At 50.7% G+C, this 14,001-nt stretch carries 15 protein-coding genes and 2 pseudogenes; 8 read left to right on the forward strand and 9 right to left on the reverse strand.

Going from position 1 to position 14,001, the window contains the following annotated elements; all coding sequences use genetic code 11:
- Nucleotides 1–18: 18 nt before the first annotated feature.
- On the reverse strand, nucleotides 19–1,275 hold the full coding sequence (gene hemA / locus LCD46_12625) for a glutamyl-tRNA reductase (GenBank protein UOY68951.1): 1,257 nt from the start codon (nucleotides 1,273–1,275) through the stop codon (nucleotides 19–21).
- A 201-nt stretch (nucleotides 1,276–1,476) separates the two neighbouring features.
- Here hemA and lolB point away from each other — a divergent pair, with 201 nt between their 5' ends.
- The 4 genes from lolB (at nucleotide 1,477) to dauA (ending at nucleotide 5,831) form a co-directional block, all read left to right on the forward strand.
- On the forward strand, nucleotides 1,477–2,088 hold the full coding sequence (gene lolB / locus LCD46_12630; GenBank protein ID UOY68952.1) for a lipoprotein insertase outer membrane protein LolB: 612 nt from the start codon (nucleotides 1,477–1,479) through the stop codon (nucleotides 2,086–2,088).
- Complete coding sequence (gene ispE / locus LCD46_12635; protein ID UOY68953.1) at nucleotides 2,085–2,954, forward strand: 4-(cytidine 5'-diphospho)-2-C-methyl-D-erythritol kinase; 870 nt, start codon at nucleotides 2,085–2,087, stop codon at nucleotides 2,952–2,954. Before lolB ends, ispE begins: the two co-directional genes overlap by 4 nt.
- A 125-nt stretch (nucleotides 2,955–3,079) precedes the next feature.
- Complete coding sequence (prs, locus tag LCD46_12640) at nucleotides 3,080–4,027, forward strand: ribose-phosphate diphosphokinase (GenBank protein ID UOY68954.1); 948 nt, start codon at nucleotides 3,080–3,082, stop codon at nucleotides 4,025–4,027.
- Between the two features lie 124 nt (nucleotides 4,028–4,151).
- Complete coding sequence (dauA, locus tag LCD46_12645) at nucleotides 4,152–5,831, forward strand: C4-dicarboxylic acid transporter DauA (protein UOY68955.1); 1,680 nt, start codon at nucleotides 4,152–4,154, stop codon at nucleotides 5,829–5,831.
- Here dauA and LCD46_12650 read toward each other — a convergent pair.
- Nucleotides 5,817–5,945: pseudogene (locus tag LCD46_12650) on the reverse strand (MerR family transcriptional regulator). The gene dauA and the pseudogene LCD46_12650 overlap by 15 nt on opposite strands.
- 58 nt (nucleotides 5,946–6,003) lie before the next feature.
- Nucleotides 6,004–6,279 carry a stress-induced protein YchH gene (gene ychH, locus LCD46_12655; protein UOY68956.1) on the reverse strand — a complete coding sequence of 92 codons (276 nt, stop codon included), beginning with the start codon at nucleotides 6,277–6,279 and terminating at the stop codon, nucleotides 6,004–6,006.
- Between the two features lie 274 nt (nucleotides 6,280–6,553).
- Here ychH and pth point away from each other — a divergent pair, with 274 nt between their 5' ends.
- Entirely contained in the window at nucleotides 6,554–7,138 is a 585-nt protein-coding gene (pth, locus tag LCD46_12660; GenBank protein ID UOY68957.1) for an aminoacyl-tRNA hydrolase, read from the forward strand.
- A 126-nt stretch (nucleotides 7,139–7,264) separates the two neighbouring features.
- Nucleotides 7,265–8,359 (forward strand): redox-regulated ATPase YchF, encoded by a 1,095-nt coding sequence (gene ychF / locus LCD46_12665; protein UOY68958.1) that lies wholly within the window; start codon nucleotides 7,265–7,267, stop codon nucleotides 8,357–8,359.
- Nucleotides 8,360–8,413: 54 nt separating this feature from the next.
- On the opposite strand, the gene LCD46_12670 is transcribed toward ychF, so the two are convergent.
- Complete coding sequence (locus LCD46_12670; GenBank protein UOY68959.1) at nucleotides 8,414–8,707, reverse strand: YciI family protein; 294 nt, start codon at nucleotides 8,705–8,707, stop codon at nucleotides 8,414–8,416.
- A 66-nt stretch (nucleotides 8,708–8,773) separates the two neighbouring features.
- On the opposite strand from LCD46_12670, the gene LCD46_12675 reads away from it, so the two are divergent.
- Entirely contained in the window at nucleotides 8,774–9,742 is a 969-nt protein-coding gene (locus LCD46_12675; protein ID UOY68960.1) for an IS5 family transposase, read from the forward strand.
- Between the two features lie 375 nt (nucleotides 9,743–10,117).
- Here the strand turns inward: LCD46_12675 and LCD46_12680 are convergent, their stop codons facing one another.
- Together LCD46_12680 and LCD46_12685 are read right to left on the reverse strand one after the other, a co-directional pair.
- Complete coding sequence (locus tag LCD46_12680) at nucleotides 10,118–10,438, reverse strand: hypothetical protein (GenBank protein UOY72956.1); 321 nt, start codon at nucleotides 10,436–10,438, stop codon at nucleotides 10,118–10,120.
- A gap of 422 nt (nucleotides 10,439–10,860) precedes the next feature.
- Nucleotides 10,861–11,915: pseudogene (locus LCD46_12685) on the reverse strand (RHS domain-containing protein).
- 20 nt (nucleotides 11,916–11,935) lie between these two features.
- Between LCD46_12685 and LCD46_12690 the strand changes: the two are divergent.
- Nucleotides 11,936–12,004, forward strand: a complete 69-nt coding sequence (locus LCD46_12690; protein ID UOY72957.1) for a DUF933 domain-containing protein — start codon at nucleotides 11,936–11,938, stop codon at nucleotides 12,002–12,004.
- Between the two features lie 76 nt (nucleotides 12,005–12,080).
- On the opposite strand, the gene LCD46_12695 is transcribed toward LCD46_12690, so the two are convergent.
- The 3 genes from LCD46_12695 to LCD46_12705 form a co-directional block, all read right to left on the reverse strand.
- Nucleotides 12,081–12,563, reverse strand: a complete 483-nt coding sequence (locus tag LCD46_12695) for a competence protein ComJ (GenBank protein UOY68961.1) — start codon at nucleotides 12,561–12,563, stop codon at nucleotides 12,081–12,083.
- Nucleotides 12,564–12,706: 143 nt separating this feature from the next.
- Nucleotides 12,707–13,138 carry an immunity 26/phosphotriesterase HocA family protein gene (locus LCD46_12700; GenBank protein UOY68962.1) on the reverse strand — a complete coding sequence of 144 codons (432 nt, stop codon included), beginning with the start codon at nucleotides 13,136–13,138 and terminating at the stop codon, nucleotides 12,707–12,709.
- Nucleotides 13,139–13,546: 408 nt separating this feature from the next.
- Nucleotides 13,547–13,996 carry an SMI1/KNR4 family protein gene (locus LCD46_12705; GenBank protein UOY68963.1) on the reverse strand — a complete coding sequence of 150 codons (450 nt, stop codon included), beginning with the start codon at nucleotides 13,994–13,996 and terminating at the stop codon, nucleotides 13,547–13,549.
- Between the last annotated feature and the right edge of the window lie 5 nt (nucleotides 13,997–14,001).

Consider the following 14,001-nt stretch of genomic DNA (forward strand, 5'->3'; position numbering starts at 1 on the left):
GAAAATGGGTATAGGGCGCTATTCCAGCCCGAGGCTGTTGCGCAGAATAGTCAGGCGTTCATCATCCCCGTCACGGGCAGCCTGCTGAAGAGATTTGGTTGGGGCATGGATCAGGCGGTTGGTCAGTTTCCATGCCAGATCCTGCATAATAGCGTGTGCGTCGCCGCCCTGTTCCAGGGCCGCTAACGCTTTGGCTGTCAGGTCATCACGCACCTGCTCCGCCTGCCCGCGATACTCGCGGATGGTCTCGCTGACGCTTTGCGCGCGCAGCCAGGCCATAAACTCACTGGTTTCCTGCTCAACAATGGTTTCCGCCTGCACTGCCGCCGCTTTACGCTGGGCAAGGTTGTGCGAAATGATACTTTGCAGGTCATCCACGCTGTAAAGATAGGCGTTAGCCAGTTTACCGACTTCTGGCTCAACATCGCGCGGGACGGCGATATCCACCAGCAGCATCGGCTGATTACGACGGGATTTCAGCGCACGCTCCACCATCCCTTTACCGATGATCGGCAGTGGGCTGGCGGTAGAGCTGATAATAATGTCCGCCTCTTTCAGGCGTTCATCAATGTCGCTTAACGCCACCACCTCTGCGCCCACTTCGTCCGCCAGCACCTGAGCACGTTCGCGGGTACGGTTGGCGATAATCATCTTTTTCACTTTATGTTCGCGCAGATGGCGCGCGACAAGTTCGATGGTTTCGCCCGCACCCACCAGCATCACGGTAACGGTCGACAGGGATTCAAAGATTTGGCGTGCAAGGGTGCAGGCCGCGAAAGCAACAGAAACCGCACTGGCACCAATGTCGGTTTCGGTTCGCACACGCTTAGCCACGGAGAATGACTTCTGGAACATACGTTCCAGCTCACTGGCCTTCAGATGCCCTTTTTGCGAATCCGCAAACGCTTTTTTCACCTGCCCCAGAATTTGCGGCTCGCCGAGAACCAGCGAATCCAGCCCGCTGGCCACGCGCATCAGATGGCTGACGGCATCATTGTCCTGATGCCAGTACAGGCTATTGCGCAGTTCGTCTTCGTTGAGATTGTGGTAGTCGCATAGCCAGCGGATCAGCGCCTCGTGCAGGTTATCCTGCTCTTCCACACTCAAATAAAGCTCGGTACGGTTGCACGTCGAGAGCACCACGCCACCCTGCACCATAGGTTGTGCAAGCAAGCTGTCCAGCGCCAGGTCAAGCGTGTCTGGCGAAAACGTTACGCGTTCTCGCAGCGAAACCGGGGCTGTTTTGTGGTTAATGCCGAGTGCTAATAAGGTCATGTTGAGCGGGAGTAGTACCAGCGTTAATAAGGTTAGCAGAACGCATCATACAGGATGCGCGAGATCAATAAAAGAGACTGCACCCTTTCGGAGTAATAGGTTACATCGCGCTTTGAGATAATTTGAACGTAGACGGTGGGGCCCTTCAACGCTAGCATTAACAGTTATAACTGCAACGTATCTCAAGGATTTGTCCTCATTATGACCCGACTGATTCGCCTGCTGCCGCTGGCCGCACTGGTTCTGACCGCCTGTACTGTCACCCAACCAAAAGGCCCAGGCAAAAGCCCTGATTCTCCGCAGTGGCGTCAACACCAGCAGGACGTCCGTAATTTGAGCCAGTACCAGACTCGCGGCGCTTTCGCGTATCTCTCTGACGAACAAAAGGTTTATGCGCGTTTCTTCTGGCAGCAAACAGGCCAGGACAACTACCGTCTGCTGCTGCTGAACCCGCTGGGCAGCACCGAACTGGAGCTTATCGCGAAACCGGGCGAAGCGCAGATCACCGATAACAAAGGCCAGCATTACACCGCGACAGATGCCGAAGAGATGATTGGTAAGCTGACGGGAATGCCTATCCCGCTCAACAGCCTGCGCCAGTGGATCCTTGGCCTGCCGGGGGATGCCACCGACTACCAGCTTGACGATCAGTACCGTCTAAGCCAGGTGAATTACGCGCAGAATGGCAAAACCTGGAAAGTGGTGTACAGCGCCTATGACAGCAACAGTAAACCTTCTCTGCCATCGAATATGGAACTGACCCAGGGCAGCCAGCGTATCAAGCTGAAAATGGACAACTGGATCGTTAAATGATGACCCACTGGCCCTCTCCGGCAAAACTGAACCTGTTTTTATACATCACCGGCCAGCGTGCTGATGGCTATCACACCCTGCAGACGCTGTTTCAGTTTATTGACTATGCCGACACAATCTCGATTGAGCTGCGTCAGGACGGGCAGGTTTGCCTGCTGACGCCTGTCGATGGTGTGGCGCATGAGGACAACCTAATTGTCCGCGCGGCGCGCCTGCTGATGAAAGCGGCAACTGACGCCGGACGACTACCGACAGGAAGCGGCGCAGATATCCTCATTGAGAAACGTCTGCCAATGGGTGGCGGTCTCGGTGGAGGCTCATCCAATGCCGCAACCGTGCTGGTTGCTCTGAACCATCTCTGGGGTTGTGGGCTGTCGACGGACGAACTGGCAGCCTTAGGATTGACGCTGGGCGCGGATGTACCGGTATTTATTCGTGGTCATGCGGCATTTGCCGAAGGTGTAGGAGAGGTCCTCACTCCGGTCGAGCCGCCAGAAAAATGGTATCTCGTTGCCCACCCCGGCGTGAGCATTCCGACCCCGGTCATCTTTAAAGATCCTGACCTGAAAAGAGATACTCCGGTTCGGTCAATAGAAACGTTATTAAATTGTGAATTCAGCAACGATTGCGAGGATATCGCAAGAAAACGTTTTCGCGAGGTTGATGCGGTGCTTTCCTGGCTGTTAGAATACGCGCCGTCGCGCCTGACTGGTACAGGGGCCTGTGTCTTTGCTGAATTTGACACCGAATCCGCCGCTCGTCAGGTGCTTGAGCAAGCGCCGGTTTGGCTGCATGGTTTTGTAGCGCGTGGGATGAACACGTCTCCCCTACAGCAGACCATTCTGGCGCAGACTGAGTTTCGGTGACAACGTCACCCTGTTCCAGACGTTGCATCGCGCTCTTTAATACACCGCCTGGATAGTATTCGCCTGGCCCGCACAGTTTGCGGCGAACGCTATCCACCACTGGACGCATGCCTGAGGTTCTTCTCGTGCCTGATATGAAGCTTTTTGCTGGTAACGCCACCCCGGAACTAGCACAACGTATTGCCAACCGCCTGTACACTTCCCTCGGCGACGCCGCCGTAGGTCGCTTTAGCGACGGCGAAGTCAGCGTACAAATTAACGAAAATGTACGCGGTGGTGATATTTTCATCATCCAGTCCACCTGTGCTCCAACAAATGACAACCTGATGGAACTGGTTGTTATGGTCGACGCGCTGCGTCGTGCTTCAGCAGGCCGTATCACTGCTGTAATCCCTTACTTCGGCTATGCCCGTCAGGACCGCCGTGTTCGTTCTGCACGTGTACCTATCACCGCCAAAGTTGTCGCTGACTTCCTGTCCAGCGTCGGCGTTGACCGCGTACTGACCGTTGACCTGCACGCAGAGCAGATCCAGGGCTTCTTCGACGTCCCGGTTGATAACGTATTCGGCAGCCCTATTCTGCTGGAAGACATGCTGCAACTGAACCTGGACAACCCAATTGTGGTTTCTCCGGACATCGGCGGCGTGGTACGTGCTCGTGCTATCGCGAAGCTGCTGAACGATACCGATATGGCGATCATCGACAAACGTCGTCCGCGCGCTAACGTTTCTCAGGTGATGCATATCATCGGTGACGTAGCTGGCCGTGACTGCGTGCTGGTTGACGACATGATCGATACCGGCGGTACGCTGTGTAAAGCTGCAGAAGCACTGAAAGAACGTGGTGCCAAGCGCGTATTCGCTTACGCAACTCACCCGATCTTCTCCGGTAACGCGGTAAACAACCTCCGTAACTCCGTCATTGACGAAGTTGTGGTGTGCGATACCATCCCACTGAGTGACGAAATCAAAGCGCTGCCAAACGTACGTACTTTGACCCTGTCCGGGATGCTGGCCGAAGCGATTCGTCGTATCAGCAACGAAGAATCCATCTCAGCTATGTTCGAACACTAATCGAGCACGGCCAAAAAACCCGCTGCGGCGGGTTTTTTTGTCTTTAATATTTATTTGTATGATCAATGCCTCCTTCACCTGCCATTCATATGACAGATGATGCGCATCTGGAAGATAGATAATTGTGAAAAACGTAACCTCCTCACATGTTCTGCCCTTTCGCGCCCTCATCGACGCTTGCTGGAAAGAGAAGTACACCTCGTCACGCTTTCTACGTGACCTGATAGCCGGGATCACCGTCGGCATTATCGCCATTCCGCTGGCAATGGCGCTGGCGATTGGCAGCGGCGTTGCGCCGCAGTATGGCCTTTATACTTCGGCCGTTGCCGGGATCGTCATTGCCCTGACCGGCGGTTCGCGCTTCAGCGTCTCTGGCCCGACCGCTGCCTTTGTGGTGATCCTCTACCCGGTTTCCCAGCAGTTTGGCCTGGCAGGCCTGCTGGTTGCCACCCTGATGTCCGGCGTCTTTTTGATTTTATTCGGTCTTGCCCGTTTTGGCAGGTTGATTGAATACATCCCCCTTTCCGTGACGCTGGGGTTCACCTCCGGGATTGGTATCACCATCGGAACCATGCAGATCAAGGACTTCCTGGGTCTGCAGATGCCCCACGTACCTGAACACTATCTGCAAAAAATCGGTGCGCTAATTATGGCGCTGCCGACCGCCAACCTGGGCGACGCCGCCATCGGGATTGTGACGCTGGGTACGCTGATTGTGTGGCCTCGTCTGGGCATTCGTCTCCCTGGCCATCTGCCCGCGCTGCTGCTGGGCTGCGCGGTAATGGCCATCGTCAATATGTTCGGTGGCCATGTCGCGACTATCGGCTCGCAGTTCCACTATGTTCTGGCGGACGGTTCACAGGGAAGCGGTATTCCGCAGCTGTTACCGCAGCTGGTGTTGCCGTGGGATATGCCCGGTTCCAGCTTCACGCTAAGCTGGGATTCCCTGCGCGCCCTCCTTCCCGCAGCCTTCTCAATGGCAATGCTGGGGGCCATTGAATCTCTGCTCTGTGCGGTGGTACTGGACGGCATGACGGGAACGAAGCATAAAGCCAACAGCGAGCTGGTTGGTCAGGGTCTGGGTAACCTTATCGCACCGTTCTTTGGCGGCATCACTGCAACGGCAGCCATCGCACGCTCCGCGGCAAACGTGCGTGCCGGGGCAACATCCCCCATTTCGGCAGTGATCCACTCCGTGCTGGTGATCCTCGCCCTGCTTATCCTTGCTCCGTTGCTCTCCTGGCTACCGCTTTCAGCCATGGCCGCTCTGCTGTTGATGGTAGCCTGGAACATGAGTGAGGCGCATAAGGTGGTGAACCTGCTGCGTCGCGCACCGAAAGACGACATTATCGTGATGCTGCTTTGTATGTCGCTGACCGTGCTGTTTGATATGGTCATTGCCATCAGCGTCGGGATTGTGCTGGCGTCCCTGCTGTTTATGCGTCGTATTGCGCAGATGACGCGTCTTTCCCCGGTGAACGTCGAAGTGCCTGACGATGTGCTGGTTTTGCGTGTGATTGGCCCGCTGTTCTTTGCCGCCGCGGAGGGGCTGTTCAGCGATCTCGAATCCCGCATCGCGGGGAAACGGATTGTGGTGCTGAAATGGGATGCCGTTCCGGTGCTGGATGCCGGTGGACTGGATGCCTTCCAGCGCTTTGTGAAACGTCTGCCGGAAGGCTGTGAGCTGCGCGTGAGTAACCTGGAATTCCAGCCCCTACGCACCATGGCGCGCGCGGGCGTGCAGCCAATCCCTGGCCGACTCTCCTTCTACCCTAACCGTGAAGCCGCATTAGCGGATCTGTGAGTGGTCTGATGCAGAATAATGTCTCTGCATCATCACCCGGGTGGCCTGCTGGAGCGATGCAAGCACGGCAGGCACCATCCATATCCCCTTCATCATATGCGGTTCCTGCTTCATGTCCGTGCAAAAAAAAACGACTCCCTTGGGAGCCGTTTCGGTGTTCTTTATCGTCGCACTAACTGTGCTTGTGCTGGTCACGACGACAGCGCTTGTCGTAGTGGCGCACCCACCAGTATTTGTCACACACTTCCTCACGACCGCTCATGCGAGCCCCTGCCAGCCACAATACCGCACCAATGAAGATGCTCAATATCGCGCCGTGCGCGAAGTATTGCGGGAGGTCAAGCTGCGGCAGTTGGTTTAAAATTGAATAACCCACGCCGGCTACCATCACGAACAGTCCCAACCCCATCAGCACGTTACCGAATAACGAAGCGTTTTTGCGTTTCATGTGTCACCTCCGGAACTTTGGGTTGTCAGGGGAAAAGCCCCTAATCCTTGTGTGTAAAGTATAGACAACGCCTCTTTTATGAGTTGCGTGAATGATCACAATTACCGATAACGTCCAAACAAAAGTTTACAAATAAGACGTTGAACAGCTTGAAATTCTAATTGTTTAAATAAGAAATTATTCGTATTCCGCTGTGAAGATCGCAGAATTTTGTCAAGCGGCTCGTCAGACAGTAAACTACGCGCCAGATCTGGAACCCATTAGGAATTGAATCGTGACGATTAAACTGATTGTCGGCCTCGCCAACCCAGGCGCAGAGTATGCGGCAACACGCCATAATGCCGGGGCATGGTACGTCGATCTCCTGGCCGAGCGGTTACGTGCTCCTTTGCGTGAAGAACCTAAATTCTTTGGCTATACCTCACGTATCAACCTTGCTGGCGCTGATGTTCGTTTGCTGGTACCAACCACCTTTATGAACCTGAGCGGTAAAGCCGTGGCGGCGATGGCAACGTTTTATCGTATCAACCCGGATGAAATTCTGGTGGCGCACGATGAACTGGATCTCCCGCCTGGTGTGGCAAAATTCAAACTGGGCGGCGGGCATGGCGGCCACAACGGTCTAAAAGATATTATCAGCAAGCTGGGCAATAACCCGAATTTCCACCGTTTGCGCGTGGGAATCGGTCATCCGGGCGATAAAAACAAAGTTGTTGGTTTCGTACTCGGTAAACCACCGGTTTCTGAGCAGAAACTGATTGACGAGGCGGTAGACGAAGCGGCTCGCTGCACTGAAATCTGGCTGAAAGATGGGTTAACCAAAGCGACAAACCGCTTACACGCTTTCAAAGCGCAATAATCCGCCCGATCCGGCTTTTTTACCGCGCGTCATGCGGGTTACGTGTATAATAGGCGTAGTTATTTACTTTTCATCAATCGGTTATCGTTAACGGATTGATTATCAAGATATTAAGGTGATTTAGAAATGGGATTCAAATGCGGTATCGTCGGTCTGCCAAACGTGGGCAAATCCACCCTGTTTAACGCGCTTACCAAAGCGGGTATCGAAGCGGCGAACTTCCCGTTCTGTACCATCGAACCTAACACCGGTGTTGTACCAATGCCGGACCCGCGTCTGGACCAGCTCGCGGAAATCGTGAAGCCGCAGCGCATTCTGCCAACCACCATGGAATTCGTGGATATCGCGGGCCTGGTAAAAGGCGCATCCAAAGGTGAAGGTCTGGGTAACCAGTTCCTGACTAATATTCGTGAAACCGAAGCGATCGGGCACGTTGTGCGCTGCTTCGAGAACGACAACATTATCCACGTAAACAACAAAGTGGATCCGGCTGACGACATCGACGTTATCAACACCGAGCTGGCGCTCTCTGATCTCGACACCTGCGAACGCGCAATTCACCGCGTGCAGAAGAAAGCCAAAGGCGGCGACAAGGACGCGAAAGCGGAACTGGCTGCGCTGGAAAAATGTCTGCCACAGCTGGAAAACGCGGGCATGCTGCGCGCGCTGAAAAATCTGACGGAAGAAGACAAGGCGGCAATCAAATACCTGAGCTTCCTGACCCTGAAGCCAACCATGTACATCGCCAACGTTAACGAAGACGGTTTCGAGAACAACCCGTACCTGGACAAAGTGCGTGAAATCGCGGCGGCTGAAGGTTCTGTGGTTGTGGCGGTGTGCGCTGCCGTTGAATCCGACATCGCCGAGCTGGACGACGCCGACCGTGAAGAGTTCATGGCCGAGCTGGGTCTGGAAGAGCCGGGCCTGAACCGCGTGATCCGCGCAGGCTATGAGCTGCTGAACCTGCAGACCTACTTCACCGCTGGGGTGAAGGAAGTGCGTGCGTGGACCATCCCTGTGGGTGCAACTGCGCCTCAGGCGGCTGGTAAAATTCACACCGACTTCGAGAAAGGCTTTATTCGTGCGCAGACCATCGCGTTTGAAGACTTCATCACCTACAAGGGTGAGCAAGGCGCGAAAGAAGCAGGCAAGATGCGTGCGGAAGGGAAAGATTATATCGTTAAAGATGGCGATGTGATGAACTTCTTGTTTAACGTCTGAGTCGTCTTGACTGAAAAAAATCCACGCCCTGGCGTGGATTTTTTTATTCCGGGGTTAAAACACACTGTCTAAGAGTTCTGTTTTCATGCTGGGTTCAAATGGAATGATTTCGGCTGTCGCAAGCTTCAACGCCTGAAAAGGATCCTCGCGCAAGCGCTCTTCAAGAGCGGCAAGACTCTCACATTTCGCGAGAATGACCCCACCGTTTCTTGGGATCCGTCTACCCGATGCCAGGAAAATCCCCTCTGAATACCCCTTTTTAAGCCACTCAACATGAGCAGGTATCTCTGCGTCGATTTCTTCGAGTGGTTTTATATAGGTCAATATGACAATGTAAACTGTGCTCATCCTTGCCTCTTAGTTTGGTTTTTACGTCGTTTGTGGCTTTGTTGAATAAATCGAACTTTTGCTGAGTTGAAGGATCAGATCACGCATCTTCCCGACAACGCAGACCGTTCCGTGGCAAAGCAAAAGTTCAAAATCACCAACTGGCCCACCTACAATAAAGCCCTCATCAACCGTGGCTCCATAACTTTCTGGCTGGATGATGAAGCTATTCAGGCCTGGTATGAGTCGGCAACGCCTTCATCACGGGGAAGACCTCAGCGCTATTCTGATCTCGCCATCACCACCGTTCTGGTCATTAAACGCGTGTTCAGGTTGACCCTGCGGGCTGCACAGGGTTTTATTGATTCCATTTTTACACTGATGAATGTTCCGTTGCGCTGCCCGGATTACACCAGTGTCAGCAAGCGCGCAAAGTCGGTTAATGTCAGTTTCAAAACGCCCACCCGGGGTGAAATCGCGCATCTGGTGATTGATTCCACCGGGCTGAAGGTCTTTGGTGAAGGCGAATGGAAAGTCAAAAAACATGGCCAGGAACGCCGCCGTATCTGGCGAAAGTTGCATCTGGCAGTTGACAGCAACACACATGAAATCATCTGTGCAGACCTGTCGCTGAACAATGTGACGGACTCAGAAGCCTTCCCGGGTCTTATCCGGCAGACTCACAGAAAAATCAGGGCAGCATCGGCAGACGGCGCTTACGACACCCGGCTCTGTCACGATGAACTGCGGCGTAAGAAAATCAGCGCGCTTATCCCGCCCCGAAAAGGCGCGGGTTACTGGCCCGGTGAATATGCAGACCGTAACCGTGCTGTTGCGAATCAGCGGCTGACCGGGAGTAATGCGCGGTGGAAATGGACAACAGATTATAACCGTCGCTCGATAGCGGAAACGGCGATGTACCGGGTAAAACAGCTGTTCGGAGGTTCACTGACACTGCGTGACTACGATGGTCAGGTTGCAGAGGCTATGGCCCTGGTACGAGCGCTGAACAAAATGACGAAAGCAGGTATGCCTGAAAGCGTGCGTATTGCCTGAAAACACAACCCGCTACGGGGGAGACTTACCCGAAATCTGATTTATTCAACAAAGCCGTCGTTTGTTCGAACTGCTTGTGCAGCCCCTCTTTTGCCACCCGGTATCATTATCATTTTTAGGGCGCATTTGAGCTTAATATGCAGGGCCTGATCGTGACAACGTGTTACGTTTCATATCCCAGGAATAAAACCAATCATGCCAGCCATTTTTTTGCTGGATATCTACAGACAACGACCACTTCCTTTGACAGGTTGAATGTTAAGTAATAGAAAGTTGCGCCTTCAGGAGGTGGAGTCCAAAATAATTTTTTGCCCTGAGCTTCGAAGATTATCAACATGGTTGATAAGTGCTCTCCTGCATTTATTTTATGGGGGGTTATCTTTCCTCAATATGGTATGTATCTTTATCACTCCAGTATATAATCTTATATTTACCAAAGTTGATGTTTTGTTCTTTGTAATAATCCATTACTTCGGATGGATACCAACCATATCCAAATAAAAAAAGAGCTCCTTCGTCAACTAATAGCCTTATTATTCTTTGCTTATCCTGATCGTCAATTACAGGTAAAACCATAAGCTCATCTTTTAATGAAAAACCTATCGCCTGCATTTTTCTAATTAAATCTTTTCCCAGAACGCGTATTTTCACACTAGTCCCAGCCATATCAATGACAATAATCGAATCATCTGGCATCTTATTCAATTTACATTCACCCTTATAGCTACTGGAGTTGATGTTGGTACGGAATTTATCACCATTTCTGGAGCCCCGCCAGGTAAATGTTGGCCCGGACCTAAGAAATAATCATTACCACTTAATGGGCTTCGTGGCTGCATATTAGAGATGCCACCAATCTTTCTTATATTAAATCCTTCACTTAAAGACCCTGGGTATAAACCCATGTCTTTTTCAATTTTTGAAGCAAGAGATTTAGATATAATGATATCTCCGTCTTCAATGCCATTGAAATATTTCAACGCTCCTTTTTTGTCTGTAATAAATGTACCATCTCGACCGATTGCAGGATATTGATCCCAACTTTTTGGACTAATATTATATCCTACATCATCTTTTAGCATTTTAGCTTGGCGCGCTCTTGCTCTTTCAGCCTTACATAATCCAAGCGGGTCGATATATTTGATAGGGTTCGGCGCATACTGGTAAAGATTTATCCCCCCCGCCAGCCCTATCGGGTCCTGCTGCGTAAACCTTCCGCAGTCCGGGTCGTAATACCGGAACAGATTGTAGTGCAGCCCTGTCTCACGGTCCAGGTATTGCCCCTGCATCCGCAGGTTCTGAGAATATCCTGATACCTGCGTCTCGCTTTCACGCAGCAGCTTGCCCCAGGCGCTGTTCACGCCTTCCCAGCGCACCTGCCCCTCGATATCGGTCATCCGCTCCGGCGTGCCGTTGGGCTGGAAGTGGAACCAGAAGATCTCCGGCGCATCAACGCCGTCAATACGCGCCAGCGGGTCGTAGCTGTCCTGGTCGCTGTAGACGTAGGTCAGCGGCACGTCTCCGTGCAGCTCCTGCAGCAGGCGGAACCCTTCCCAGACAAACCGGGTGGTGACCGGCTTGCCGACTGGCTGTCCGCCCAGCATCTGGCAGCGCGTTTTGCTGATGCGGCGTCCGAGCGGATCGTAGCGGAAGCTCACCTGCGTCTGCGGTTTATTGCGGTCCCGCGGCTGGCTGATAACCTCCGTCAGGCGATGTTCACCGTCGTAGCGGTAATGCCAGCGGGTCTGGCCGTTATCCTTCTCCACGGTGCGGCCGTGGATGTCATACCGCCAGCGAATGCCGTTCAGCTGCGTCAGGCGGTTGTGCGTGACCTTCTCAGCAGATCCTTCGATCGGGTTACCGGCCGCATCCCAGCGCCACTGCTCCTGGCCGGGCAGCGTACCGTCCTGGACGAGCAGACGCCCGGCGCTGTCGTACTGCCAGCGGTACCAGCTGAACGGGTTATCGTCCCGCTCTTCGCGCACCAGGTTATTGCGGTAGTCGTAATCCCAACGACGCAGCGCTGGGCATTGCCAGTGAATACATCCCGGCGATGCCGTCGGCCAAGACGGTCGTACTCGCTGCGGGTGGTCAGCAGCCCCTGGATGCGCCTGGTCTCCCGGTGAAGTTCGTCGCGGGTAAAGTCGTAGACCGACAGCTTATCTAGAGCAAGGCGCGAAAAAAGCAAGCAAAATGCGTGCGGAAGGGAAAGATTACATCGTTAAAGATGGCGACGTAATGAACTTCTTGTTTAACGTTTGATTTGTTTTGAATGAAAAAAATTCACGCTTCGGCGTGGATTTTTATTCCAAGATTAATTCCCCGGTTAATATTACATTTAAAAAACCCCTTCTTTGAGAGGATGATCTTTTATTCCTCCCCAAGGATCATCTAGCAAAAACTTAGCAGCAATAGCTTCTTTTGTCGGTACAAGAGTGAAATTATAGTAAATTTCATCTCCTTCACAAATCTCATAAAAGAGTGAATAAACTTTATCGTTCACATCTATATTTAAATCGAATTTCTCAGTTGCAGAAGCGATTTGCAGCTTATGTTTATCCGTAATAAAAAATGGTACAACAATACAGCGCTGAGCATTTTCATCCAATTTGAAAGCATTCTCTATTTTGATATTGACGTTTGCTCCAAACGCGTCCTCTGGTAATGGATCGAATATAACATAATCCTTGTGTAGAACAGCACCTTGAGAAACATTGCCTTTTCCCCACTGACTCAGTTTTTCGTCATAATCTCGGGAACGTAACAATATTTGACTATGCGAAATCAGTAGGTCAACTATTTGTATTTTTTTATCATTCATTACATTACCTCTATTTTTATTCTCGCTCTACCTATAATGTGAGGTCAGGCCATCAAAAAATAAAATTCCTGTGATATTTTTCAATGCGTTAATGAGTGGCTGTAATACGAAAGGTGACAGGGGAAGCACCCTTCCCCTGATACTCAAATATTGGTCAGAATGTTATCGGCAAGCTCAAACCCTGATACCCCCATTGTTGTGTAATTAGGGTATTCTGCAACAGATAACCTCCTGATTTCGTCCTCTCCATTATACAAACCACCTGCATAATTAAATATTTTCAGTTGTTTTTTTTCTTCTGTGAGATCAGCGTAACCAATAATTTTCCAAACGCCTTTGCTGATATTTTGGTTGCCAGTAAAGATAACTTTCATCTCCTTACCAAACTTTTCAAAAATTAAAGGCGTTAATGCACCGCTATCCATAAGTTCTTCAGTATTCTGTAATGATAATATGCAGAACCCTATTGCTTGCTTAAATTTTTTGCTTGGAACAAAAACAATATGACAAATCGCATATTCCCCATTACTCAATGGAATGACAAAAATGTCACCCTCTTTGTATTTTACTTTCATAAACCATTACCTTTCAGAATTGATAACGCATCTTTCAATACTTTCCCACCCCAATCACAGCTATGACCCGCAATATAATATATGCTAGCGTTTTGGTTATTAGGGCTATATAATCTGATTTTATTGAGGAGATTTGTTAAGGAATTCTATGACTTAGTTCCACCATTAAGATCCATAATTCTTTGTTCCAAGTATTTAGCCTCAGCCTTGGTCAAATTATTATCAAATATAGTCAGCTGTTCCAAATGAGATTTATCCGGTGTATTCTCATGACTATTCAATCGCGTTGGTGCATTCCCACATTCTAAATTAGACACAATAAAACTCGCATCATAAGGTCCAAATTATCTCTTGGACCTTATCAGCTTGGGAAATACTCATGGATTTAATTGGAATTCATACCACTAATCACGTTCGTAACTTAACATAATTATCAAAAAATTCAGTAAACGAAGAGCTTATAGTGTTTGTCGTTTTCTTGGAAAACAGGTCATAATTAACAACCCTTCCAAAGCCATCACTATTAGAATCTATACACCAGCAAACTTCATCATCTTTAAAATATATAACTGCATAATTTTCAGGAAGTGAAAATTCATTACGACAATATATTGTATCGTAAAAAACGGCCCCTCCGGACTCTTCGAGAGCATTATTATCCACAACTCCTGAAATCTCCTCTCCAATCACCCCTCCGCCTCCAACCAAAAGTAAGAACTCTCGAAAATCATGAGGGAGTTTAATGCCCAGGTTATTTTCAAGTGAGTCAACCTGTTCTATATCAACTTGACCTAACCAAAAAACTTCGTCTGTCGCATTATTGTTCAAATACTCAATTGCAGCTTTGATAGTCATCATTTTTA

Origin of the sequence: Enterobacter ludwigii (genome assembly GCA_023023105.1) — a bacterium.
GTDB lineage: Bacteria > Pseudomonadota > Gammaproteobacteria > Enterobacterales > Enterobacteriaceae > Enterobacter > Enterobacter adelaidei.

What these genes read in the sequence shown, in the direction of transcription:
- hemA (UOY68951.1), bottom strand. Translation starts at nt 1,275, where the DNA reads ATGACCTTATTAGCACTCGGCATTAACCACAAAACAGCCCCGGTTTCG.
- lolB (UOY68952.1), top strand. Translation starts at nt 1,477, where the DNA reads ATGACCCGACTGATTCGCCTGCTGCCGCTGGCCGCACTGGTTCTGACC.
- ispE (UOY68953.1), top strand. Translation starts at nt 2,085, where the DNA reads ATGATGACCCACTGGCCCTCTCCGGCAAAACTGAACCTGTTTTTATAC.
- ychH (UOY68956.1), bottom strand. Translation starts at nt 6,279, where the DNA reads ATGAAACGCAAAAACGCTTCGTTATTCGGTAACGTGCTGATGGGGTTG.
- ychF (UOY68958.1), top strand. Translation starts at nt 7,265, where the DNA reads ATGGGATTCAAATGCGGTATCGTCGGTCTGCCAAACGTGGGCAAATCC.
- LCD46_12670 (UOY68959.1), bottom strand. Translation starts at nt 8,707, where the DNA reads ATGAGCACAGTTTACATTGTCATATTGACCTATATAAAACCACTCGAA.
- LCD46_12680 (UOY72956.1), bottom strand. Translation starts at nt 10,438, where the DNA reads ATGCCAGATGATTCGATTATTGTCATTGATATGGCTGGGACTAGTGTG.
- LCD46_12695 (UOY68961.1), bottom strand. Translation starts at nt 12,563, where the DNA reads ATGAATGATAAAAAAATACAAATAGTTGACCTACTGATTTCGCATAGT.
- LCD46_12700 (UOY68962.1), bottom strand. Translation starts at nt 13,138, where the DNA reads ATGAAAGTAAAATACAAAGAGGGTGACATTTTTGTCATTCCATTGAGT.
- LCD46_12705 (UOY68963.1), bottom strand. Translation starts at nt 13,996, where the DNA reads ATGATGACTATCAAAGCTGCAATTGAGTATTTGAACAATAATGCGACA.